This is a genomic window from Rhodopseudomonas palustris, assembly GCF_003031265.1.
Classification (GTDB): Bacteria; Pseudomonadota; Alphaproteobacteria; order Rhizobiales; family Xanthobacteraceae; genus Rhodopseudomonas; species Rhodopseudomonas palustris_H.
The window spans coordinates 1229206-1250915 of the sequence record NZ_CP019966.1 but is presented as its reverse complement, the minus strand read 5'-3'; the positions used below and the strand labels follow the sequence as shown (position 1 = coordinate 1250915).

The window sequence follows — 21710 nt, the reverse complement described above, 5'->3', positions numbered from 1 at the left end:
CAACCTCCGGCCAACGCCGGCAGGTGAACACAGGGTCAATGCGTCACGGTCGGCAGACTGATCTGGGTGACGGTCGAACCGTCGTTGATCGTGATGTTGGTCTGACCGTCGACTTTGGCGAAGCTGATCGTGGTGCCCTGGAACGTGAAGGTGCCGCTCTGCTGCGCGTTGGTGCCGAAGATCGCCTGGGTGACCTGGTTGGCGAGCGAGGCGTAGAGCTGGCTCTGCAGCTGCTGGGCAAAGATCTGCGACTGCGTCAGCTGCTGCGGCCCGCTGGTGGGCGCCGCGCGGTTGAAGTGATTGCCCGCGGTCGCCTGCTGCATCTGCCACGACCCGTTCAGCGGACTGCCGCCGAATGCCGGATTGGTCGGGGTATAGACCAGGCTGCCTGCATCCGCCCCGGCGGCACTGGCGCACAAGGCGAAGGCAGCGAGAATGCCGGCGTATTTCATCGATGACCTCCCATTTGTACGATGACGGCCCCGCCATTGTTGCCGACCTGGCTGAGGCCGTAGCTGAGATTGCTGCCGATCTGGGTGCTGCTGTAGGCGTTGCGGTTGCCGGTGACGTCAATCCTGGCGCTGTTGTTGTCGCCGATCTGACTGTTGTGCAGCACGTTCTGATTGCCGTTGACGGTGAAGCTGGAGTCATTGCCGGCACCCAGCTGCGACTGCAGCGTCACATTCAACGAGCCGCGCACATCGGACGTCACGGAGTTCGCATTGCCGGTCTGGCTGACGATCGCTGTATTGTGGCTGCCGCTCGGCAGCGCGCCGTCGGCGACTGCTCCCTGCTGCCCCCAGTTCACAAGATAACCGGAAAAATCGGTGTAGAGATCGGTCGACTGCGCCGATGCCGTACCGACAAACGCCAAGCCCCCGAGCATCGCCGCGGCTACTCGAAGCACCGCTGTTCGCATCGCTCGCGTTGATGCGGTCATTTGACTGTCTCCGGATCGAGATCGCATTGAATGGTGATGTTGCCGAACGACACATCCAGCTTGGCGGCGTATCGATTGGTGGTGCTGTAATCGAGCACGACGTTGCCGACGGTCACGCGCTGTTCGGCGGCGGCGCTGAAGGCGCCAGCTTGTTTGATCCGCGAGGTCCCGGTTGCGCCGGTCTTGTCGACGGCCAGCGTGTAGCTGCCGCCACCGTCGCGCGCCGCAGTGATGACGCCGCGCAACGTGACATGGCCGCCACTGACCGCAGCCTCGACCTCACACTGAACAACCGGCGGGACTTGATCCACAGCCATGTGACTCTCCGCGACGCAACCACTGGGAGTCCGGCGACGGATGTTCACGCCGCGACTCCCGAAGGGAAGCGAGGCGCGCACGCCTCGCTTCATAATAACAGAAGGCCAACGGCTTATTTCTGCGTGATATTCGCGTTATTGCCGGAGCCGTTCTGATTGAGACTAGAGTAGTTCCCGACGCCAGTCTGGGCGACGACAATCGTGTTGGCTGCGCCGTTCTGGACGTAGTAGCTCGCCTGGAGCGATCCGCTCTGCGTGACATTCGCGGAATTGCCATCGCCGCCGTACTGCTGTCCGCTGCTGTACTGACCGAAGCCACTCTGATTGACGACCGCGGTGTTCCGCGACCCTACAGTTCCTGCACCGTTCTGAATATTGACGATGTAATTGGCGCCGCCGCCGCTGTTGGTCTGCGTATACGCCAGCGTGCTGTACGATCCGAATTGACTGCTTGTGACGTTGTTATTGTTGTTGGTCTGCGAACCAGAGATCGAATTGTTGGCGCCCCCCTGATTGTTGAGAACGAAATTCACGTTGCCCGTCTGGGTGCCATTCGCGGTGTTATTGGTGCCGCTCTGATTAGAAGTGTACGAGTTGCCATTACCCTTCTGCTTGATCGGAGTATCCGAGCCGTAGATTCCCCCGGTGATGCCGACGGTGTTTCCGACGCCCGATTGATTGGAACTAAAGACGTTGCCAGCGCCCTCCTGCCAAGCATTGGCTCCGAGCAGATCGCCATTCTGGTAGATTCCCAGCGAATTCGAATCACCACCGCCTTGAACGGCAACGGCATAGTTCAGGCCGGCACTGTTCTGCGAAATCGTGACACCGTTGTAGTTGCCGCCGAACGGCATTTGGGCGCTTGTCGCCCCGTCGGTCTCGGCAGCACCGAGCCCCTGACGAACATAGGCCATAGCCCATTTGCCGGTCTGCGTGACCGAGGTGTTGTTGCTGATGCTTCCCTGCTTGATGCTGAATACGTTGTTTTCGCCATTCTGAACGACGGAAACCTTGCTGCTCACCGACGAAGAATCCTGGACGATCTTGTTGAAGACGCCCGAGTCATTGGTCCAGTCCCAGCCGGTCGGCACGGCACCGTTGCTTGTGCCGAACTGCTGCAACTCAACGTCGCTGCTGACACCAGCCTGCTTAATGTCGGCTGAGTTACCGGTGCCGGACTGAACGCCCTTGGTGTCGCGGCCGACGCTATTGCCGGTACCGGTCTGCGAGACTGAGAGAACATTACTGCCCGCAAGGCCACCGTTGTTCTGGTCGAACCCCGACCAACCATTGTAAGCGCCGACAGAGTTACCTGAGTTGAACTGCTCGATCGTGGCGTGTTGACTGACGTCGTACTGATTCAAAACAACCACGTTGCCGTCCGCGAACGCAGCACTCGTAGACAATGCCAGCAGGCTGGCCGTGACAAAAAACAGATTACGCTTCATCGACAAATACTCCCTGTTGAAAGATCAATGCCGTATGTCCAGCGGGACTTTGCCCGCCTGGAGCCCCGAATTGTTAGGGGGAAGCCAAAGGTTAAACAATGATTAAGTTGTGTCATTATGGGGCAAAACATGCTTTTAGCGATGTACACTTCATGAGTGAACTATACACTTCTAAGTAATCAGCTCCTATTTCCCGAAATAGAACAATTGATATGATCAGCCGCACATCGATTAGCTGCTACTAACCAAGTAATAATTGTTGAGACCACTAGACGGCAGCAAGATTGGACTCGCGCCATTCGAAGTTTCGGACTAGAAAATAACTAAGCGCCCAACCATGGGTGGTATCAAAATGATCCGTTTGATCTATGCGGCAGTGCTGGCTTCGAGTGTGGTCGGGGCGGCTCATGCACAGTCTTCACAGCCCGCTCCGGCGTCGAAGCCGGGGGCTGCCAACGTTGGTGGTAACCAATCACCATCAAACCCCGGGCCGGCAGCCGTCGATTCGCCGAAATGCCCGGAAGCGTGCGTGCGCGCCAACAACGAGAAGGCCTCGGCGATCTGCGCCCGCAAGATCGAGGCGCAGGCTCCCGGCGACTTCGAGTGGATCAGCAGGCCCTTCTCCGGCATTTTCCAGCAGGCCGACCCATCCAAGCCGGACAACGCAATCGTCAATTATCGTGGCGACTCGATCCGCTTTCTGTCGCCGCAGAAGGAGTGGGTTCGGGTCTCGTATGAATGCGCGTTCGATGCCGAGCGAGGCGCCGTGGTCGGCGTCCGCGTCCGCCCCGGCCGGCTCGACCAGCCAATGGCGCTGCAGGCCCCGCCGGGCCCCAATGGCCAGCCGCAACCGACTGACCCGGTCAAGGCCGGTCCATTGGCCGAGGCGATCCTGAAGGCCGCCAAGCAGCGTGGCGCGCAACCGCAAAAGCCGCCGCCCCCGCCCAAGGTCGGCGAACCAAGCCCGATCGATTTCACACAGATCGATTCCCGCCGCGGCAGTTGGTGAATGCTGCGTCGGCGCAGCGATGCGCTCGTCCGCGCAAAGCAACGGCCGCGTCATGATGCTGAGAAACGAAGAAGGGATCGGGAAAAGCCAGGGGAAATCGCTGGAAATCTTGGTCGGAGTGGCAGGATTCGAACCTGCGACCCCTGCGTCCCGAACGCAGTGCTCTACCGGGCTGAGCCACACTCCGACAAGAGGCCCGGCTTATAGCGTCCGCCTTCCGGCTTCGCAAGCGTTCCAATGGGGATAATGAGAGGATTTTTATCCAACCGCCGCCCTCCGGTCAGGGGCGGCGGTCGCGGGCCTGAAAGCTCAGCCCTGGAGGGGCTCGAAGCCGTAGAGACGATAGGCGTTGTCGGTGAAGACGCGGTCGCGCGCGGCCGCATCGGGCACCCAGTCGGCAAGCAGATCGAGCAGCTCGCCGACATTCATCATGTGCTGCCAGGTTGCGACATGCGGCCAGTCACTGCCCCAGACGCAACGATCCGGCGCCGTCTCGTGCAGCAAGCGGGCAAATGGAATGGTGTCGAGATAGGGGAATCCCGCCACCGTATTCCGATAGGCGCCCGACAGCTTGACCCAGGCGCCGTCGCGCACCAGCGACACCAGCGTCTGGAAGCCCGGATCGTCGATCCCGCGCGACACCGGGAAGTGCCCCCAGTGGTCGACGATGAACGGCACCGGCAGATCCCCGAGCTGCGGCGCCAGCGGCACCAGATCCTTGGCGTCGATCAGGAACTGCAGATGCCAGCCGAGCTCCTTGGCCATCGCCGCATATTCGCCGACGCGCTCGAACCCGATGCCGCCGCCATACAGGATGTTCAGGCGAAGGCCGACGACGCCGGCATCCTTCAGCGCCGCCAGCTCCTTGTCCGGCAGCCCGAGCGGGATCACAGCAATGCCCTTCAGCCGCTCGCGATGCGCCTGCAGCGTCTCCAGCATCAGCCGATTGTCGGTGCCGTGCACGCTGACCTGCACCAGCACGCCGTAGGTCATGCCGGTGGCGTCGAGCATCGCCAGATACGATTCCGGCGTTGCGGCAGGCGGCGTGTAACTGCGGGCGCCGACGAACGGATAAGTCGGCGGCAACCCGATGACGTGGGCGTGGGTGTCGACCGCGCCGGGCGGGACGACGTAACGCGTCGGCCGTTGCGGCGCCGGATCCGGCCCCGGACAGGCCGGAGCCGGTTCCTTGGACGTATCGGCCTTACTCATCGGCGCTCAGCACCGTGCCGCGGGTCTCCGGCAGCGCGTAAGCGGCGGCGAAGAACAGCACGTAGGCGAACACTGCGAACAGGCAAATCGCATTGGCGAGCGTGGTGACCTGCGACAGATAGCCGACTAGGAACGGGAACAGCGCGCCGACGCCGCGGCCGAAATTGTAGCAGAAGCCCTGCCCCGAGCCGCGCAGGCTGGTGGGGAACAGCTCCGTCAGGAACGCGCCCATGCCCGAGAAGTACCCCGAGGCGAAGAAGCCGAGCGGGAAGCCGAGCACCCACAGCATCTCGTTCGACAGCGGAAGCTGCGTATAGGCGAGCACCACCACCATCGCGCCGAGCGAGAACGCCAGGAACAGGCTGCGGCGGCCGAACCGATCGGCGAACCATGCGCCGACCAGATAACCGACGAACGAGCCGACGATCAGCGTCGCCAGATAGCCGGTCGAGCCGACGATCGAGAGCTTGCGCTCGGTGGTGAGGAAGCGCGGCACCCAAAAGGTGATCGCGTAGTAACCGCCCTGGCAGCCGGTGGCGACCAGCGAAGCCAGGATGGTGGTCTTGAGAATCCGGCCCTGGAAGATCGCCAGGATCGAGCGGCTGCCGCCCGCCGCGGTGGCTTTGGCGCGGGCTTCGACGGCGACCTGCGGCTCCTTCACATAAGCGCGCAGATACAGCACCAGCAGCGCCGGCAGCGCGCCGATCGCGAACATCCAGCGCCACGCCTGATCGGCCGGCAGCAGCGAGAACAGCGCAGCCTGCGCCAGCACCGCCATGCCCCAGCCGACCGCCCAGCCCGACTGCACCGAGCCGACCGCACGGCCGCGATACTGCGGACGAATCGTCTCGCCGATCAGCACGGCGCCGGCCGCCCATTCGCCGCCGAAGCCGAAGCCGAGCAGCGCGCGCAGGATCAGCAGCTGTTCGAAGTTCTGCGCGAACGCGCAGAGCAGCGAGAACAGCGAGAACCAGATGATGGTGAGCTGCAGCGTGCGAACGCGGCCGATCCGGTCCGCCAGATAACCGGCGGCCCAGCCACCGACCGCGGAGGCCAGCAGCGTCACAGTGCCGGCAAGGCCGGCCGAACCGGCGTCGACCTTCCACAGCGCGATGATCGTACCGATCACCAGCGGGTAGATCATGAAGTCCATGCCGTCGAGCGCCCAGCCTGTGGCACAGGCCCAGAACGTGCGCTTCTCGGTAACGGTCATGTCTTTGTAGAAGCCGGTCAGGCTGGTGTCAGTAATCGGCGCGACCGTGCTCGAAGATGTCGTCATACGTATCCTCCCTCGCTCGCCTTCACCGGGCGATCGCTCACGGCCGACAGATTTCCCAATCACGACAGCGCGTCTGCCGGAAAATTGTCAGCGTCCCGCGGTGTCCGCGGCTTTCTGTCGAAAAATTACTCGCGCCCGCGCTGCGCCCGGCGATACCGGGCGGGGCTCTCACCGGTGACTTGGCGGAACGCGACACCGAAATGCGACTGCGACGAGAAGCCGACGCCGAGCGCGATCTCGACGATCGGCAGATCCGACGTCTCGAGCAGCCGCCGGGCGGCAGCGACGCGCTGTTCCACCACGAAGCGATGCGGCGTCATGCCGGTGGAACGCTTGAAGCTGCGAATGAAGCAGGACGGGCTCATGCCCGCGACCTCGGCCATCGCCGCCAGCGTGATCGGCGCGCCGAGATCAGCACGGACGAACTCGGTGATACGGTCGCGGACCGGCGCCTCAAGCGGTGCAGATTGGTCCGCCGTCGCGGCGCGCGGCGCCGAATAGCGGTCCGTCAGATGCAGTGCGAGCGTATAGGCCAGTTGCTCGGCGAGCAGCGCATTCGGCCGGTCGCCGCTATCGCTTGCCTCGACCAGGCGCTTGGCCGACACTTCGAGCAGCGGATCGTCAACGTCCCACGCAGTGTCGCGCAAGCTGATCGGACCGGCGGAGCCCAGCGATGCCCCGACTTCTTTCAGCAGCGGTTCGCCGAGATACAGCAGCAGCAGCTTGCCCCACTGGGTATCCGGAATTGCATCCACCACGACGCGCCGGCCCGGTTGACCGATGCGAAACCGCCCGGACCGCACCGGTGCGTCACGGCGCACCTTGCCGTTTTCCATCAGAACATGGCGGCGCACGTCGTACAGCGTGATCGCCACGGTCGGCACCGGCAGCTCGCCAAACTCGTAGATATGCGGCCCCGTCACCTCGCTGACGGCCGCGGCAAATCCCGTGGTCGACCACAGATCGATCAAGGCCGATTGCCTTCGGCCGGTGACGCGTTCGGCATGAAGGAGGGGATTGAGCTGCATCAGAAGGGGCGCCTGTTTGAACGAACTATCCTCACTCTATATTGCAGGGGCTTGCAAGCCCCGGGCCCCAAACGCCGCCTAACCTGCGAGTTTGACGGGGCTTTTCGCGTGCGGACCGGCCGGATTCGCGGTTTGCGCGAGGCCGTCAGCCGCAAAGCGCGGTCGCAGAACTTCCTCGCGCGGTGCATCGCAGCGCGTCGACTTTGCTACTTCGCAACCGCGCGATTTGCGATATGAAACCCGAAATGATGCTCGACCTGATCACCAAGACGCTGGCCGCGACCGATGCGGACGAAGCTGCGCGCGTGCTGCGCGGCGGCGGGCTGGTCGCGTTCCCCACCGAGACGGTGTATGGGCTCGGTGCTGATGCGGCCAATGCTGAAGCGGTGGCGCGGCTCTATGCGGCGAAGGGGCGGCCGTCATTCAATCCATTGATCGCCCACGTCGCCAGCCTCGAAGCCGCAAGCAAGATCGCGCGGTTCGACGCCGCCGCGCTGCGCCTCGCCGAAGCGCTCTGGCCGGGACCGCTGACGTTGGTACTGCCGAAGGCAACGAATTGCTCCGTGTGCGATCTCGCCACCGCCGGCCTCGACAGCGTCGCACTCCGCGTGCCGTCGCATCCGGTGGCGCAAGCTCTGCTGCGCACCTTCGGCGGCCCCGTGGTGGCGCCGTCCGCCAACAGATCCGGTCACGTGTCGCCGACCACCGCAGCGCATGTCGCGTCCGATCTCGACGGCCGGATCGACGTGATCGTCGACGGTGGGCCAGTGATGGTCGGCGTCGAATCGACGATCGTCAGTTGCCTTGGCGCACCTGTCCTGCTCCGCCCCGGCGGCCTGCCGCGCGAAGCGATCGAACGCGTGCTCGGTCACAAGCTGGGCGCACCAGCGGCTACTAACAACGCCAATGATCACGCGCCACTGGCGCCGGGCATGCTGGCCTCGCACTACGCGCCGCGCGCAACGGTGCGGCTGAATGCGACCGAGGTGAAGCCGGGCGAAGCTCTGCTCGCATTCGGTCCTGATGTGCTGCCGGGTGCCGAAACGGCCGTCGCCGTGCACAACCTGTCGCCCGGCGGCGATCTCACAGAAGCTGCCGCACATCTGTTCGGCGCTCTCCGCGCGCTCGATGATCACGGCGCACGCGGCATCGCGGTGATGCCGATCCCGCACCACGGGCTCGGTGAAGCGATCAACGATCGCCTGCGCCGTGCAGCGGCACCGCGCCCATGACCAACAAACAAACCCATCGCGACGTCGTCGCAAGCGAAACGAACCGATTCAGAAGCGTCTAATACGCGCTTCGCATCGGCTCGCTTCGCTCCTCGCAACGACAGGGAAGAGGAAACACCATGAATATCGTCAGCCCGCTCTCGCCCACACCTCTCTCGCCCGAACTGATCGCGCGATTCACCGCGATCGTCGGCGACAAGCACGCGCTGACCGATCCTCTCGAGCTCGAAGCCTACATCACCGAGGAGCGCAATCTGTATCGCGGCCACTCGCCGCTGGTGCTGCGTCCGGGTTCGACCGAGGAAGTCGTGGCGATCTGCAAGCTGGCGAACGAAGCGCGCGTCGCGCTGGTGCCGCAGGGCGGCAACACCGGCCTTGTCGGCGGACAGACGCCGCACAATGGCGAGGTAGTGATTTCGCTGAAGCGGATGGACAAGATCCGCGAGGTCGATACCTCGTCGAACACCATGACGGTCGAAGCCGGCGTGATCCTGCAGCGCGCGCAGGAGAAAGCCGCGGAGGTCGACCGTCTGTTTCCGCTGTCGCTCGGCGCCCAGGGAAGCTGCACGATCGGCGGCAACCTCTCGACCAATGCCGGCGGCACTGCCGCGCTGGCCTATGGCCTCGCACGCGACATGGCGCTCGGCGTCGAGGTCGTGCTCGCCGACGGCCGGGTACTGAACCTGCTGTCCAAGCTGAAGAAGGACAACACCGGCTACGATCTGCGCGATCTGTTCATCGGTGCCGAAGGCACGCTCGGCATTATCACTGCGGCTATCCTGAAGCTGTTCCCGAAGCCGCGCGCGGTCGAGACCGCGTTCGTCGGGCTGCAATCGCCGGACGACGCGCTGAAGCTGCTCGGCATCGCGCAAGGAGAGGCGGCCGGCAACCTGACCAGCTTCGAGCTGATTGCAGAGACCCCGCTCGATTTCTCGGTGCGCCACGCCAACAACCGCGATCCGCTCGAGGCGCGCTACCCGTGGTACGTGCTGATCGAATTGTCGTCGCCGCGCGACGACGCCCGCGCCGCACTGGAGTCGATCCTCGAGCGCGGCTTTGAAGACGGCATCGTGGTGGACGCGGCGATCGCGAGTTCAGTTCAGCAGCAGCAGGCGTTCTGGAAGCTGCGCGAGGAGATCTCACCGGCACAGAAGCCGGAAGGCGGCTCGATCAAACACGATATCTCGGTGCCGGTCGCCGCGGTGCCGCAGTTCATCGAACAAGCCAACGCCGCGGTGGTGGAACTGATCCCAGGCTCTCGTCCGGTGCCGTTCGGCCATCTCGGCGACGGCAACATTCACTACAACGTCACGCAGCCGGTTGGGGCCGACAAGGCGGAATTCCTGGCGCGCTGGCACGACGTGAACAAGGTGGTGTTCGACGTCGTGCTGCGGCTCGGCGGCTCGATCTCGGCCGAGCACGGCATCGGCGTGATGAAGCGCGACGAACTCCCCGAGGTGAAGGACAAGACCGCGATCGAGCTGATGCGATCGATCAAGACCCTGCTCGACCCGCACGGCATCATGAATCCCGGCAAGGTGGTGTAGCTCTCTCCACCGTCATTGCGAGGAGCGAAGCGACGAAGCAATCCAGCGCTCAGTGCTCGGCACTGCTGGATTGCTTCGCTTCGCTCGCAATGACGTTGCTAACTACCGTCAGAACAACGAGCCCTGCCCGCTGTCATCCGCCGAGATCTTTGGCCGCGCCGCGCGCTTCGGTGGCGCCGGCTTCGCAACGGCTGGCGGCGGAGCCTCGACCTCCTCCGCGGTGATCGGCAGGATCAGTTGCGGATTGTCATTGGCGGTGCGGTTGACCGCGGTCGACACCGGGTGCCAGACGAACTCGCCCTCGCCCGGCGGGCATAACAGGGCCATCACCTCCCCGGCATCTGTTTCATCGGTCTCCAGCCAGCGCGCGAATTGATGCGGCGCGATCGTGACCGGCACGCGGTCATGCAGATCGGCGAGGCCGCCGCGCGCCGCGGTGGTGACGATCGCCACCGTATCGAGCTCCTCGCCGTTCGGGCCGGTCCAGGTCTCCCACAGCGCCGCAAATCCGATCGGGCCACCGCCGGCCGGATGGATGAAGTACGGCTGCTTGCGCGAGCCGCCGGCCTTCCACTCGTAGTAGCCATCGGCCGGTACCAGGCACCGCCGGCGCCTGAACGCGTTACGGAAGGCCGGCTTGTCCTGGACGGTCTCGGCGCGGGCGTTGATCAGCAGCGAAAACGTCCGCGGATCCTTCACCCAGGACGGGATCAGCCCCCAGCGCATCAGCCTGAACCGCCGGGTGCCTTCGTCGACGATCACCACGGGAATCGGCTGGGTCGGGGCGATGTTGTAGCGTGACGGAAAATTAGGCTGATCGGCGTAGCCAAAGAGCTGTCGGATAGCGGCGGGAGCCGAGGTGATCACGAAGCGTCCGCACATGCTGTCAGGACCCGGTGGCGTGTTCAGTGCTTGTTAACTTCGGTAAACAAAAATGCCGCCGATGGCGTCGAGTGAATCCACAACTGCGCAAAGTGCGCCCTCCCGTTACGACGAGGCGCGCGCCGCTCAGCTTGCTGCCGCCAATATCAATCCGAAGACCGGGCTGGCCACCGACTACCTGAATCATTTCAACGAAGCCGTGATGCTGCTCGAAATGATTCCGGACATGCCGGAGTGCTCGGAAGACTTCCTGTCCTGGCATCCCCTCTCCTACGCGGAACACTTCAAGGCCTCGAACTTCAAGGCCCGCGATCTCGCAATCGAAGCCTATGACACGGCCGATCCCGGGATTAGATCGGATTTCGACGACATCACCAACAATATGACCGCGATCCTGACCGCGGTCGGCGAAGCAATGCGCCAGGCCTCGCAGGACGCCACCCGGGCCAAGCTCGCCGAGAGCGCGGTCGGCTGGATCAAGCCGTTGATCGGCCGCGCTGGCGGCATCATCAACGGACAGGGCTGCGAAGCCGACGTCGACTTCATCATGGCGCATTGATCGCCGTGACCGAAGCCGCACCGGCGCAGCCGCGCCATCCGCAATTGGCCGTCAGCGCCGCGATTTTCCGGGAGGGCCGCCTCCTGCTGGTGCGCCGGGCAAGGATGCCCGGCAAGGGCCTGTACTCGCTGCCTGGCGGCCGGGTCGAATTCGGCGAGACGCTGGAGCAAGCGGTCGTGCGGGAAGTCGCCGAGGAAACCGCGCTGGCTATCGAGATCGTCGGCCTCGCCGGCCGGCGCGAGGTGCTGCCGTCCGTCGCCAGTGCTGCCGGGCATTACGTCATCATGGTGTTCGCCGCGCGCTGGGCAGGCGGCGAGCCGCAGCTCAACGGCGAACTCGACGACGCCCGCTGGATCAGCCCCGACGAACTGGCCAGCTTCTCGACCACCGAGGGGCTGGCCGAGCTGGTCGAAGGCGCCCGTGAGCTGATCAGAACCTGATGGCGCGTTCGGGAACCGGCAACTTCTTGCTGCGGCCGATGAAACGGCCTATCAGGCCGGCCATGCTGAAGCGTTCCCTTGCCGTGCTGATGATCCTCGCCTGCTGCGGGCTCGCCCCGGCGCGCGCCGAGGACGGCGCGGCGCCATTCGACGCTGAATTGCAGCGGCTGGCCGAGATTCTAGGGACGCTGCATTATCTTCGCGGGATCTGCGGCGGCGCCGACGGCGCCAAATGGCGCACCGAGATGCAGGCGTTGATCGACGCTGAGACCCCTTCGGGCGAACGTCGAACCCGGCTGATCGCCGCTTTCAATCGAGGTTACAACGGGTTCCAGCAGACCTACCGAACCTGTACGCCGGCCGCGACCGTGGCGATTCGGCGGTATCTGGAGGAAGGTTCGAAGCTCTCGCGCGACCTGACCGCTCGATACGCGAACTGACCGCTCTATGGCTGCGGGTTTATCCCATGCCGTTAACCTTTCCTAAAGAACTGCCTAGGCGTTCGGCAGCCGCGTGCTAACACTACCCCATCGCGCTTCGCGGTGGAGCGCGCCGAGACTGCTGAAGTTCATGAGCCTGACGACCTTCCCCATCGATCGCGAAGTGCAATCCGACCGAGAGCAGAAGCAAACTGCGCTCACCTATCTCAGCGAGGCATGGGCCGAAGCCCTGCACGACGGGGTCGACGGCGATTGCCTGGCGCAAGCCAGCCTGTTCACCGCTTTTGCCGAGCTCGTCGCCACCTATGGCGAGGATGCGGTGGCCAAGTTCGTCGAAGGCCTGCCCGGCCGTGTGCTCAACGGCGAGTTCTCGGTCGGCTTGGCGAAGCAGTAACGCGAATCAGTCGGCGACGATCAGGTGCGGGCGAACGCCTGCAGCCCCTTGAATGTCAGCCGCTTCGGATCGCGGACGCCGGCGAGATAGAACCGCCGGATGAATTCGGCCACGACGGCCCGGTCATAGCCGGTCAAGGCGACGATCGCTTCGACCGCGGTCTTTTGAGCTTCCATCTGGAATCCCCTTTCGGCGTATCGGTCAATCGACGATCCCGGCGATCGTGCGACGCGAAATGCTGCGCCTGTTGCGTTGCTTTCCTGTTAACCACCGGTCCTGCCGCGACCTCGCGCGGGCCGAATCGTTCTGGCCTCGATCATCGCGGATGATGATCGCGCAGTGGATACGCAAAATACCCCACCGGAGTTCCACGGAGGCACGGACAAAACGACGCGGTGCTAACCGGAATGACCGCTGATCATCTAGGCGGCTGCGGCGGGGATCAACGAAGACGGCTGATGGTTCGCGGGATCAATCCGCGCCGTTACAGGTCGTCCTGATCCACGGCAAGGTATCTGGAGGCTGTTACTACGCAGTGACCTGGAACCTGCGTGCCGCTTACCAGGACTTCGTAAGAGGCGTCGTTTGACCTCAACGCCGAGGCGGGACGGCCGCGTGTGACACGGCAGCCCTAGAAAACAACACTGCTGGGCGCAGCACTGCTTTACGGCTTCAGCGTCTCCAGAAACCGCACCGGCTCACCGCGCGAGGGCGTGGTCAGTTCGCCCTGCCACATCACCTTGGCTCCGCGCACGAAGGTGCCGACCGGCCAGCCGGTGACGCGGACGCCATCATAGGGCGTCCAGCCGGCGCGCGAGGCGACCCAGTCGTTGGTGATGGTTTCGCTGCGCTTGAGATCGACCACCGTGAAGTCGGCGTCGAAGCCGGCCGCGATGCGGCCCTTGCAGGCGATGTTGAACAGCCGCGCCGGGCCGGCGCTGGTGAGATCGACGAAGCGCGCCAGCGACAGCCGGCCGGCATTGACGTGATCCAGCATGGTCGGCACCAGCGTCTGCACGCCGGTCATGCCCGACGGCGATGCCGGATAGGTCTTGGCCTTTTCTTCCAGCGTATGCGGCGCGTGGTCCGAGCCGAGCACGTCGACCACGCCCTGCGCCAGGCCGTGCCAGATGCCGTCGCGGTGCCAGGCATCGCGCACCGGCGGGTTCATCTGCGCTCTCGTGCCGAGGCGCTCGTAGCACTCCGGCGCCACCAGCGTCAGGTGATGCGGCGTCACCTCGACCGACGCGACATCCTTGTGCTCGCGCAGAAATTCCATCTCCTGCCGGGTCGAGACGTGCAGCACATGGATACGCTTGCCGGTCTCGCGCGCGATCGCGACCAGCCGCTGCGTCGCCTGCAAGGCTGCGACGTCGTCGCGCCACACCGGATGCGAGCGCGGATCGCCCTCGATGCGCTCACCCTTGCGGTCGTTGAGCCGGTACTCGTCCTCGGCGTGGAACGCGGCGCGGCGCTGGATCACCGACAGGATGCGCTTGAGGCTCGGATCGTCCTCGACCAGCAAACTTCCAGTCGACGAGCCGATGAACACCTTGACGCCGCAGCAGCCACGGGCGCGCTCGAGCTTGGGCAGTTCCTCGACATTGTCGCGGGTGCCGCCGATGAAGAACGCGAAGTCGCAATGCATGCGGTGCTCGGCGCGCTTCACCTTGTCGGTGAAGGTCTCTTCGGTGATCGTCAGCGGATTGGTGTTCGGCATTTCGAACACCGCGGTCACGCCGCCCATCACGGCGCTGCGCGAGCCGGTTTCGAGATCTTCCTTGTGAGTCAGGCCGGGCTCACGGAAATGCACCTGGGTATCGATCACACCCGGCAGCACGTGCAGGCCGCGGCAATCGATCGTCTCACCGGCTTTTTCGGCGCCGAGCGAGCCCAGCGCAGCGATGCGACCGTCCTTGATGCCGATGTCACCGACGCCCTCGCCGTCCTGGTTGACGATGGTGCCGCCCTTCAGAATGGTGTCGAATGTGCCGGTCATGACGTCCTCGGGTGCCCGTTTTGGCGCGAAGCGGCGCGAGTCTTGCAAAGCCTTGTTGACCAGCGCCCGGCCGCCTAACTTGGGATGTCTTAGTCGGCCGGACCGTTAACGCAAGGATGTTTCCGGCCGGCCTCACGAGAGAGATCAATGAAGGCAGCCTTCCTCGCCGACCGTGGCGTTCTCAAGATCAGCGGCCCCGACGCGCGGCACTTGCTGAACGGCCTGATCACCACCGATCTGAATAGGCTCGAACCCGGCGCCGGGCGTTTTGGCGCCCTGCTGACGCCGCAGGGCAAGATTGTCACTGATTTCCTGATCACCGAGCTGGCGGCCGAAGACGACGGCGGTTTCCTACTGGATTGTCCGAAACCGCTCACCGAAGCGCTGGCGACGAAGCTGAAATTCTACAAGCTGCGCGCCAAGGCGCTGATCGAGAACCTGTCGGATCGGATCGGCGTGCTGGCGCTCTGGGGCGGCGAACCGTCGCAGCCGCCGGAGATGGGCTTCCGCGATCCGCGGGGCGATCAGCTCGGCTGGCGCATCCTGGTGCCGGAGATCCTGGCCACCGCGACCGCCGAGGCACTCGGTGCCACGATGGTGGCGGCGGACGAGTACGAAGCACATCGCATCGCCTGCGGCGTCCCGGCCGGCGGCCTCGACTTCGGCTATGCCGACGCGTTTCCGCACGAAGCCAATATGGATCGTCTGTCCGGCGTCGATTTCAACAAGGGCTGCTACATCGGCCAGGAAGTGGTGTCGCGAATGCACCACCGCGGCACCGCGCGCACCCGGATCGTGCGCGTCACCTTCGATGGCCCGGCGCCGCAACCGGGCAGCGAGATCACCGCCGGTGAAAAGAGCGTCGGCACCATGGGATCGTCGGCAACTGGCCGCGGGCTGGCGCTGCTGCGGATCGACCGCGTCGCCGAAGCGCGCGAAACATCCCTGCCGCTGAGTGCTGGCGGCGTCACCTTGCAGATCGCCGATCCCGAGGAGCTGACACCGGCGCAGCGGAAGACCGGCACATGATCCGCTCCGCGCGCGTCGGAGCTGACGGCCTCGTCCGCTGCCCGTGGCCAGGCGACGATCTGCTTTATGTCGCGTATCACGACACCGAATGGGGCGTGCCGGAATACGACGACCGCGCGCTGTACGAGAAGCTGATCCTCGACGGCTTCCAGGCCGGACTGTCGTGGATCACCATCCTGCGCAAGCGCGATAACTTCCGCCGCGCCTTCGACGATTTCGATCCGGCCAAGATCGCGCGCTACGACGCCGACAAGATCGCGGAGCTGATGAACGATGTCGGTATCGTCCGCAATCGCGCCAAGATCGACGGCACGATCGGCAGCGCCAAAGCGTGGCTGAAGATTCAAGAAGAAGGTCCGGGCTTCTCGAAGCTGTTGTGGGACTTCGTCGGCGGTGCGCCGAAGGTCAACAGCTTCAAGACTATCGCGAGCGTCCCGGCCTCGACCCCACTGTCGGTGAAAATTTCCAAGGATCTGGCGGGACGCGGCTTCAAGTTCGTCGGCCCGACGATCGTGTACGCGTTCATGCAGGCCGTCGGGATGGTCAACGACCATCTGGTCGACTGCCACTGCCACGCCACCTGCGGACAGATGAAGAAACCGGCGCGGCGTTCTGCGGCGCCGGTGAAGAGGGCTCCGTTACATCAGCGCTGAGATTCTTTCAGCGCTGACCGGCGACCCGCTTCATCACCAGTTCGGAGAGGCTGACGACGAGTTCCTTCAGCGTCTCGTTTTCCTTCTCCAGATCACGCGGCGCGATCGTTGGTGCGGTTCGTTCGTCCGCATCATGGCACTGCAACCGCTCCCCATCGCGGCGATCCAATCTCCCCATCGTGTATCCCCCTTGGTGCAATACGCCCACCAGCACAAGGACACCGATCGTACTCTCAAGATCGTGCAGAACTGGGCCGAGACGGTGGCTTAGTTCGGGCAAGGCTGCCTATATGGCGGTCATCGCTGCGGCCGCCGCGGCGCGTCTGCACAAGCTGTCCCATTTCGAATCGTCATGCCGTCTTCGCCGAAGAAATCGTCGCAAGCCTCCAGCCGTGTCTGGCAGCGCATGCTGTCCGGCCGCAGGCTCGATCTGCTCGACCCGTCGCCGCTCGATGTCGAATTCGCCGACATTGCGCACGGGCTCGCCCGGGTGGCGCGGTGGAACGGCCAGACCAGCGGCGCCCACATCTTTTCGGTGGCGCAGCACACTTTGCTGGTCGAGGCGGTGATGCGGGAAAAGAATCCACGGATCGACGCCAAGCTGCGGCTCGCCGCGCTGCTGCACGACGCCCCGGAATACGTGATCGGCGACATGATCTCGCCGTTCAAGGCGGTAATCGGCGAATCCTACAAGCGGGTCGAAAAGCGCCTGCTCGGCGCGATCCACATCCGGTTCGGCCTGCCGGCGGTGCTGGATGAGGCGATCGAACGCCAGATCAAGGCCGCCGACCGCGGCTCCGCCTACCTCGAAGCGATTCACCTGGCCGGGTTCACCAAGGCCGAGGCCAAGCGGCTGTTCGGCAACGATCCGGGCCTCCCGGAGGCGATGGTCGAGGATTATCTGACGCCCTGGCCGGCCGGAAAGGCCGAAAAGCGCCTGCTGGCCCGGTTCGAGAGCCTGAAGGCCTAAGTCCCGTCATCGCGCTTTCACCGCCCGCGGCGCAGGATTAAGATCGCGCCAACCTCGGAAAGGCCCATGATTCACGTCTGCTCGCTCGCAGCCTTGCATCCGACCGTTGCGGCGACCGAGGCCAGCCATGTGCTCTCGGTGATGGCCAATGTCGGTCAGGTGCAACGCCCGGCCACCGTGCTCGAATCCAATCATTTGCGGATCGAGATGGACGACATCACCGAGGTGATGGACGGCTTCAACGCGCCGAATCTCGATCACATCACCCAGGTGCTCGACTTCGTCCGAAGCTGGGACCGGTCGGCTCCCCTGGTGGTGCATTGCTACGCCGGCATCAGCCGCTCCACCGCCAGTGCGTTTGCGGCTGCCTGCGCGCTCAATCCGCACCGCGACGAGGTGACGATCGCGCGCCAGATCCGCCGGGCCTCTCCCTGCGCTTCGCCGAACCGATTGATCGTGGCGCTGGCCGACCGGGCGCTGGGGCGGCAGGGGCGGATGCTGCGCGCCCTCGAAGTGATCGGCCCAGGCGATCTCAGCATCGAGGGCGTGCCGTTTCGCGTCGATCTCGAATGAGCCTGCCCTTCGAGATGAGCGACAAGTCGACCGTTCCGATCGAGATCGGGCTGACCGCGGCGATCGTCGCGATCGAGGCCAACCAACCGATGATCCTGACCGCCTCGGGCGACGGCGGCGGTAGCCTCGCCGGTCTTCCTTCCGGCCCGTTCGACGCCATCACCCACCGCACCCTGGAAATCGGGCTGCGCGCCTGGGTGGAAGAGCAGACCGGCCTGCGGCTCGGCTATGTCGAGCAGCTCTACACCTTCGGCGACCGCGGCCGCCACGCGCGGCTCGGCGATACCGAAGTCCACGTCGCATCGATCGGCTATCTGGCGTTGACCCGAGCCGCCGACAACGCCGCACGCGCGGCGGGCGCCACCTTCGAACCCTGGTATCGTTTCTTCCCGTGGGAAGACTGGCGCGAACAGCAGCCGGCGATCATCGCCCGTGACATCATCCCCGAACTCACCGCCTGGGCCGCCCAGGCCGAAGAGCCGGGCATGGCGCGCGCGCTGGCGCGGCGGGATCGGGTGCGGCTGTTCTTCGGCATGGATGGCGCGCCGTGGGACGAGGAGCGCGTGCTCGACCGCTACGAGCTGCTCTACGAGGCGGGTCTGATCGAGGAAGCCCGCCGCGATGGCCGCCCGGCGGCGCTGTCGCGGAGCAAGATGCCGACGCTCGGTGTCGCAATGCGCTTCGACCACCGCCGTATTCTCGCCACCGCGATCGCGCGGCTCCGTGCCAAGCTGAAATACCGCCCAGTGGTGTTCGAACTTCTGCCGCCCGAGTTCACACTCACCGAATTGCAGCACACCGTCGAGGCGATTTCCGGCCGGCATCTGCACAAGCAGAATTTCCGCCGCCTGGTGGAAGCCGGCGCGCTGGTCGAACCGACTGGCGAGATGTCGACACGAACCGGCGGGCGCCCCGCTGCGCTGTTCCGCTTCCGCCGCGAGGTGCTGCAGGAACGCCCCGCCCCCGGCCTGCGCGTGCGCGGCCGGCGATAAGTCAGTCAAAGCGAGACGCCCAACCACCCGGGCCGCTCGCCTGGAGGTTGGATGTTCGAGCTACTGGCTTTTGCGATCGCCATCGTCGCCCTGGTGATCGCCCGCAAGACGCAGACCCAGATCGTTCAGCTACGCGCCCGGCTCGACGCCCTCACCGCAGGACAGTCCCTCCCCGCGACGCCCCCAGCCGCCACGGCTGCTCCGTCCGCGATCCAGGAAGCTCCGCTGGCTCCTGAGGCCGAGCCGGTGCCGGAGATGGTCGCGACGGTCACGGCCGAAGCCCCAGCTCTCGGAACAACGGCTGCCTCCTCCGTCGAGGCGGAGCCGCAAGCTGCGAAGCCAGGATTCGAAGAGCGGATCGGCACCCGTTGGGTAGTGTGGATCGGCGGCCTGACGCTGGCGCTCGGCGGCTTCTTCATGGTGCGCTACTCGATCGAGCAGGGCCTGCTCGGACCCGGCGTGCGGGTGCTGCTCGGCGGCCTGTTCGCGCTGGCGCTGCTGATCGCCGGCGAAGTCACGCGTCGCAAGGAAAGCGTCGCGCAGCTCGCCGCACTGCCGATCGCCAACATCCCGGCGATCCTCACCGCCGCCGGCACCGCGGTGGCTTTTGCAACCGTGTATGCGGCTTACGCATTGTACGATTTCCTCGCGCCCGCGACCGCCTTCATTTTGCTCGGCCTTGTCGCGCTCGGCACGCTCGCCGCAGCGCTGCTCCATGGACCGGCACTCGCCGGGCTCGGCGTCGTCGCCGGCTTTGCGACACCGGTGCTGGTGTCGTCGGGCGAGCCCGATTACTGGGCGCTGTATATCTATCTGGCGGTCGTCACAGCCGCTTCGTTCGCGCTCGCCCGCATCCGGCTGTGGCGCTGGCTGGCGGTGACGACGGTCATTCTTGCGCTGCTGTGGACGCTGCCCGGCCTCGAAGGCGCCGCAACGCTCGTCGCGCCGCATGCCTTCCACGTCATCGCAGGCTTCGCGCTCGCCGCACTCTTGGTGGTGTGCGGCCTGCTGTTCGGCCCCGCGATCGAGCCGGGCCGGATCGAGCCGGTGTCATCAGTCACGCTTGCGACCTATTTGCTCGGCGCCGCGCTGATCGTGGTAGCCAGCACGCACGGCGATGCGGCGCTGATCGTGTTCGCCGTGCTGGTCGCCGCTACGCTCGGCATCGCCTGGCAGGCTGCGTCCGCCACTGCCGCGGTCGGCGCTGCGGCTGGCTTAGTCGGTCTGGTGTTTCTGTCGTGGGTGGTGCGCGGCAGTCCCGAGCTGCTCGTCCTTCCTGGCGGAGCGCTGCCGGGGATCGGTGCCGATCCGCTGTCGGGTCCGGTGACGACGCATCTGATCGCCGCCGCGGTGTTCGGCCTCGGCTTCGCAGGCTTCGGCATTCTGGCGCAGGGACGATCTTCGAACGCAGCCGTTCCGGTGATCTGGGCTGCAGCCGGCGTGTTCACACCGCTGGCGCTGCTGATCGCACTGTACGCACGGATCGCGCATCTCGACCGCTCGATTCCGTTCGCGATCGTCGCCATCGTGCTCGCGGCGGCGTTCGGTTTCGCCACCGAACATCTCAGCAAGCGTGAGAACCGGCCGGGGCTGCCGATCTCGATCGCGCTGTTCGCAACCGGAACGCTCGGCGCGCTGGCGCTGGGGCTGACCTTCGCGCTGGAGAAGGGCTGGCTCACTATCGCGCTGGCGCTGATGGCGGCAGGCACCGCGTGGATCTCGCTGCAACGACCGATCCCGTTCCTGCGCTGGCTCGCCGCGATCCTCGCCGGCATCGTGGTGGCGCGGATCGGCTGGGAGCCGCGGATCGTCGGCGACGCGGTCGGCACCACACCGGTGTTCAACTGGCTGCTGTGGGGCTACGGCGTCCCGGCGGCCTCGTTCTGGCTGGCTAGCATCTGGATGCGCCGGCGCGGCGACGACAAACCGCTCCGCATGGTGGAATCCGCCGCGATCCTGTTCACGGTGCTACTGGCCTTTATGGAAATCCGTCATGCCGTAAACGGCGGCGACGTCTATCGCGACAGCGCGGGGCTCACCGAAGTCGCGCTGCAGGTTTGCGTCACGCTGGCCATGGCAATCGGCCTGGAACGATTGCGGCTGCGCAGCCACAGCCCCGTGCACAATATCGCTGCGATCCTGCTCGCGATCTTCGCAGCACTGGGCAGCGTTTTCGGCCTGCTGCTGTGGGAGAACCCCACGTTCTGGGCCACCGATGTCGGCGGGCTGATCATCAACCGCCTCGTGCTCGCTTACGCCCTGCCGGCCGTGCTGGCGCTGCTGCTGTCCTATGCGGTCGCAGGCGTGCGGCGCCCGGTCTACGGCAACGGCTTCGCCGTATTGGCGCTGATCATGGGGCTCGCTTACGTGACGCTGCAGGTGCAGCGCGTGTATCACGGCCCGATTCTGTCTTACGGGCCGACCACCGATGCCGAACAATACACCTACTCGGTGGCGTGGCTGATCTGCGGTGTGATCCTGCTCGGTGCCGGACTGCTGTTCAACTCGCAGCGCGCGCGACTGGCGTCGGCGGTGGTGATCGGCCTCACCGTGCTGAAGGTGTTCGTGATCGACATGTCGACGCTGACCGGCGTGTACCGGGCGCTGTCCTTCATGGGCCTCGGCGTGGTGCTGGTAGCGATTGGATGGCTGTATCAGCGCATCCTGTTCCGGCCGCGCAGCACAGCGGCGGCGGACGCGCCATCGCAGCCTCCGCCGTCGGCGGGGGCTTAACTGACCATAAGATCAGCAGCAGGAACGATCAGTG

24 protein-coding genes and 1 tRNA gene are annotated in these 21710 nt (G+C 65.0%); 13 read left to right on the top strand and 12 right to left on the bottom strand.

All coding sequences use genetic code 11. The features are described 5' to 3' along the window. Positions 1–35 precede the first annotated feature (35 nt). The 4 genes from RPPS3_RS05810 to RPPS3_RS05795 form a co-directional block, all read right to left on the bottom strand. Positions 36–452 (bottom strand): curli production assembly/transport component CsgF, encoded by a 417-nt coding sequence (locus tag RPPS3_RS05810; protein WP_107343248.1) that lies wholly within the window; start codon positions 450–452, stop codon positions 36–38. Next, on the bottom strand, positions 449–940 hold the full coding sequence (locus tag RPPS3_RS05805; protein ID WP_107343247.1) for a curlin subunit CsgB: 492 nt from the start codon (positions 938–940) through the stop codon (positions 449–451). The genes RPPS3_RS05810 and RPPS3_RS05805 overlap by 4 nt, the downstream gene beginning before the upstream one ends. After that, positions 937–1305 carry a curli-like amyloid fiber formation chaperone CsgH gene (csgH, locus tag RPPS3_RS05800; protein ID WP_234820113.1) on the bottom strand — a complete coding sequence of 123 codons (369 nt, stop codon included), beginning with the start codon at positions 1303–1305 and terminating at the stop codon, positions 937–939. The genes RPPS3_RS05805 and csgH overlap by 4 nt, the downstream gene beginning before the upstream one ends. A gap of 65 nt (positions 1306–1370) precedes the next feature. Further along, positions 1371–2705: a curlin gene (locus tag RPPS3_RS05795; RefSeq protein WP_107343245.1), complete on the bottom strand. Its 1335-nt coding sequence runs from the start codon at positions 2703–2705 to the stop codon at positions 1371–1373. Positions 2706–3057: 352 nt separating this feature from the next. On the opposite strand from RPPS3_RS05795, the gene RPPS3_RS05790 reads away from it, so the two are divergent. Then, complete coding sequence (locus tag RPPS3_RS05790; protein ID WP_107346456.1) at positions 3058–3714, top strand: hypothetical protein; 657 nt, start codon at positions 3058–3060, stop codon at positions 3712–3714. Between the two features lie 110 nt (positions 3715–3824). Here the strand turns inward: RPPS3_RS05790 and RPPS3_RS05785 are convergent. From RPPS3_RS05785 to RPPS3_RS05770, 4 genes are all read right to left on the bottom strand, one after another. Beyond that, positions 3825–3901: transfer RNA gene (locus RPPS3_RS05785), tRNA-Pro, on the bottom strand. 122 nt (positions 3902–4023) lie between these two features. Beyond that, a complete protein-coding gene (locus RPPS3_RS05780; protein WP_107343244.1) occupies positions 4024–4926 on the bottom strand; it encodes an amidohydrolase family protein in 903 nt (300 codons plus the stop codon). Continuing rightward, complete coding sequence (locus RPPS3_RS05775; RefSeq protein WP_107343243.1) at positions 4919–6205, bottom strand: MFS transporter; 1287 nt, start codon at positions 6203–6205, stop codon at positions 4919–4921. Before RPPS3_RS05775 ends, RPPS3_RS05780 begins: the two co-directional genes overlap by 8 nt. 125 nt (positions 6206–6330) lie before the next feature. Next, complete coding sequence (locus RPPS3_RS05770; RefSeq protein WP_107343242.1) at positions 6331–7233, bottom strand: helix-turn-helix domain-containing protein; 903 nt, start codon at positions 7231–7233, stop codon at positions 6331–6333. 233 nt (positions 7234–7466) lie between these two features. Here RPPS3_RS05770 and RPPS3_RS05765 point away from each other — a divergent pair, with 233 nt between their 5' ends. Both RPPS3_RS05765 and RPPS3_RS05760 read left to right on the top strand, forming a co-directional pair. Further along, a complete protein-coding gene (locus tag RPPS3_RS05765) occupies positions 7467–8465 on the top strand; it encodes an L-threonylcarbamoyladenylate synthase (RefSeq protein WP_234820111.1) in 999 nt (332 codons plus the stop codon). Positions 8466–8584: 119 nt separating this feature from the next. Further along, positions 8585–10012 (top strand): FAD-binding oxidoreductase, encoded by a 1428-nt coding sequence (locus RPPS3_RS05760; RefSeq protein ID WP_107343241.1) that lies wholly within the window; start codon positions 8585–8587, stop codon positions 10010–10012. 108 nt (positions 10013–10120) lie between these two features. On the opposite strand, the gene RPPS3_RS05755 is transcribed toward RPPS3_RS05760, so the two are convergent. Then, positions 10121–10894, bottom strand: a complete 774-nt coding sequence (locus RPPS3_RS05755) for an SOS response-associated peptidase (protein ID WP_107343240.1) — start codon at positions 10892–10894, stop codon at positions 10121–10123. A 61-nt stretch (positions 10895–10955) separates the two neighbouring features. Here RPPS3_RS05755 and RPPS3_RS05750 point away from each other — a divergent pair, with 61 nt between their 5' ends. The 4 genes from RPPS3_RS05750 (at position 10956) to RPPS3_RS05735 (ending at position 12727) form a co-directional block, all read left to right on the top strand. Next, positions 10956–11453 (top strand): hypothetical protein, encoded by a 498-nt coding sequence (locus tag RPPS3_RS05750; protein ID WP_107346454.1) that lies wholly within the window; start codon positions 10956–10958, stop codon positions 11451–11453. Beyond that, entirely contained in the window at positions 11450–11893 is a 444-nt protein-coding gene (locus RPPS3_RS05745) for an NUDIX hydrolase (protein ID WP_107343239.1), read from the top strand. Before RPPS3_RS05750 ends, RPPS3_RS05745 begins: the two co-directional genes overlap by 4 nt. 62 nt (positions 11894–11955) lie before the next feature. After that, a complete protein-coding gene (locus RPPS3_RS05740) occupies positions 11956–12333 on the top strand; it encodes a TIGR02301 family protein (protein ID WP_107346453.1) in 378 nt (125 codons plus the stop codon). Between the two features lie 130 nt (positions 12334–12463). Next, positions 12464–12727 carry a hypothetical protein gene (locus RPPS3_RS05735; RefSeq protein ID WP_011156635.1) on the top strand — a complete coding sequence of 88 codons (264 nt, stop codon included), beginning with the start codon at positions 12464–12466 and terminating at the stop codon, positions 12725–12727. A 20-nt stretch (positions 12728–12747) separates the two neighbouring features. Here RPPS3_RS05735 and RPPS3_RS24595 read toward each other — a convergent pair whose 3' ends face one another. Further along, positions 12748–12903, bottom strand: coding sequence for a hypothetical protein (locus tag RPPS3_RS24595; RefSeq protein ID WP_011156634.1), 156 nt, complete (start codon positions 12901–12903; stop codon positions 12748–12750). A gap of 488 nt (positions 12904–13391) precedes the next feature. Continuing rightward, positions 13392–14726: a dihydroorotase gene (locus RPPS3_RS05730; RefSeq protein WP_107343238.1), complete on the bottom strand. Its 1335-nt coding sequence runs from the start codon at positions 14724–14726 to the stop codon at positions 13392–13394. A gap of 147 nt (positions 14727–14873) precedes the next feature. Here RPPS3_RS05730 and RPPS3_RS05725 point away from each other — a divergent pair, with 147 nt between their 5' ends. After that, positions 14874–15755 (top strand): YgfZ/GcvT domain-containing protein, encoded by an 882-nt coding sequence (locus RPPS3_RS05725; RefSeq protein ID WP_107343237.1) that lies wholly within the window; start codon positions 14874–14876, stop codon positions 15753–15755. Further along, the gene (locus RPPS3_RS05720; RefSeq protein WP_107343236.1) at positions 15752–16408 is read left to right on the top strand and encodes a DNA-3-methyladenine glycosylase I; all 657 of its coding nucleotides are present in this window, start codon (positions 15752–15754) and stop codon (positions 16406–16408) included. The genes RPPS3_RS05725 and RPPS3_RS05720 overlap by 4 nt, the downstream gene beginning before the upstream one ends. A 7-nt stretch (positions 16409–16415) precedes the next feature. Here the strand turns inward: RPPS3_RS05720 and RPPS3_RS24590 are convergent, their stop codons facing one another. Then, positions 16416–16586: a hypothetical protein gene (locus RPPS3_RS24590; RefSeq protein ID WP_199852193.1), complete on the bottom strand. Its 171-nt coding sequence runs from the start codon at positions 16584–16586 to the stop codon at positions 16416–16418. A 174-nt stretch (positions 16587–16760) separates the two neighbouring features. Between RPPS3_RS24590 and RPPS3_RS05710 the strand changes: the two genes are divergently transcribed. The 4 genes from RPPS3_RS05710 (at position 16761) to RPPS3_RS05695 (ending at position 21676) form a co-directional block, all read left to right on the top strand. Next, complete coding sequence (locus tag RPPS3_RS05710) at positions 16761–17378, top strand: YfbR-like 5'-deoxynucleotidase (protein WP_107343234.1); 618 nt, start codon at positions 16761–16763, stop codon at positions 17376–17378. A 66-nt stretch (positions 17379–17444) separates the two neighbouring features. Further along, positions 17445–17951: a tyrosine phosphatase family protein gene (locus RPPS3_RS05705; RefSeq protein ID WP_107343233.1), complete on the top strand. Its 507-nt coding sequence runs from the start codon at positions 17445–17447 to the stop codon at positions 17949–17951. Next, the gene (locus tag RPPS3_RS05700; RefSeq protein ID WP_107343232.1) at positions 17948–18943 is read left to right on the top strand and encodes an NUDIX hydrolase; all 996 of its coding nucleotides are present in this window, start codon (positions 17948–17950) and stop codon (positions 18941–18943) included. The genes RPPS3_RS05705 and RPPS3_RS05700 overlap by 4 nt, the downstream gene beginning before the upstream one ends. Positions 18944–18994: 51 nt before the next feature. Further along, on the top strand, positions 18995–21676 hold the full coding sequence (locus RPPS3_RS05695) for a DUF2339 domain-containing protein (protein WP_107343231.1): 2682 nt from the start codon (positions 18995–18997) through the stop codon (positions 21674–21676). Positions 21677–21710 lie beyond the last annotated feature (34 nt).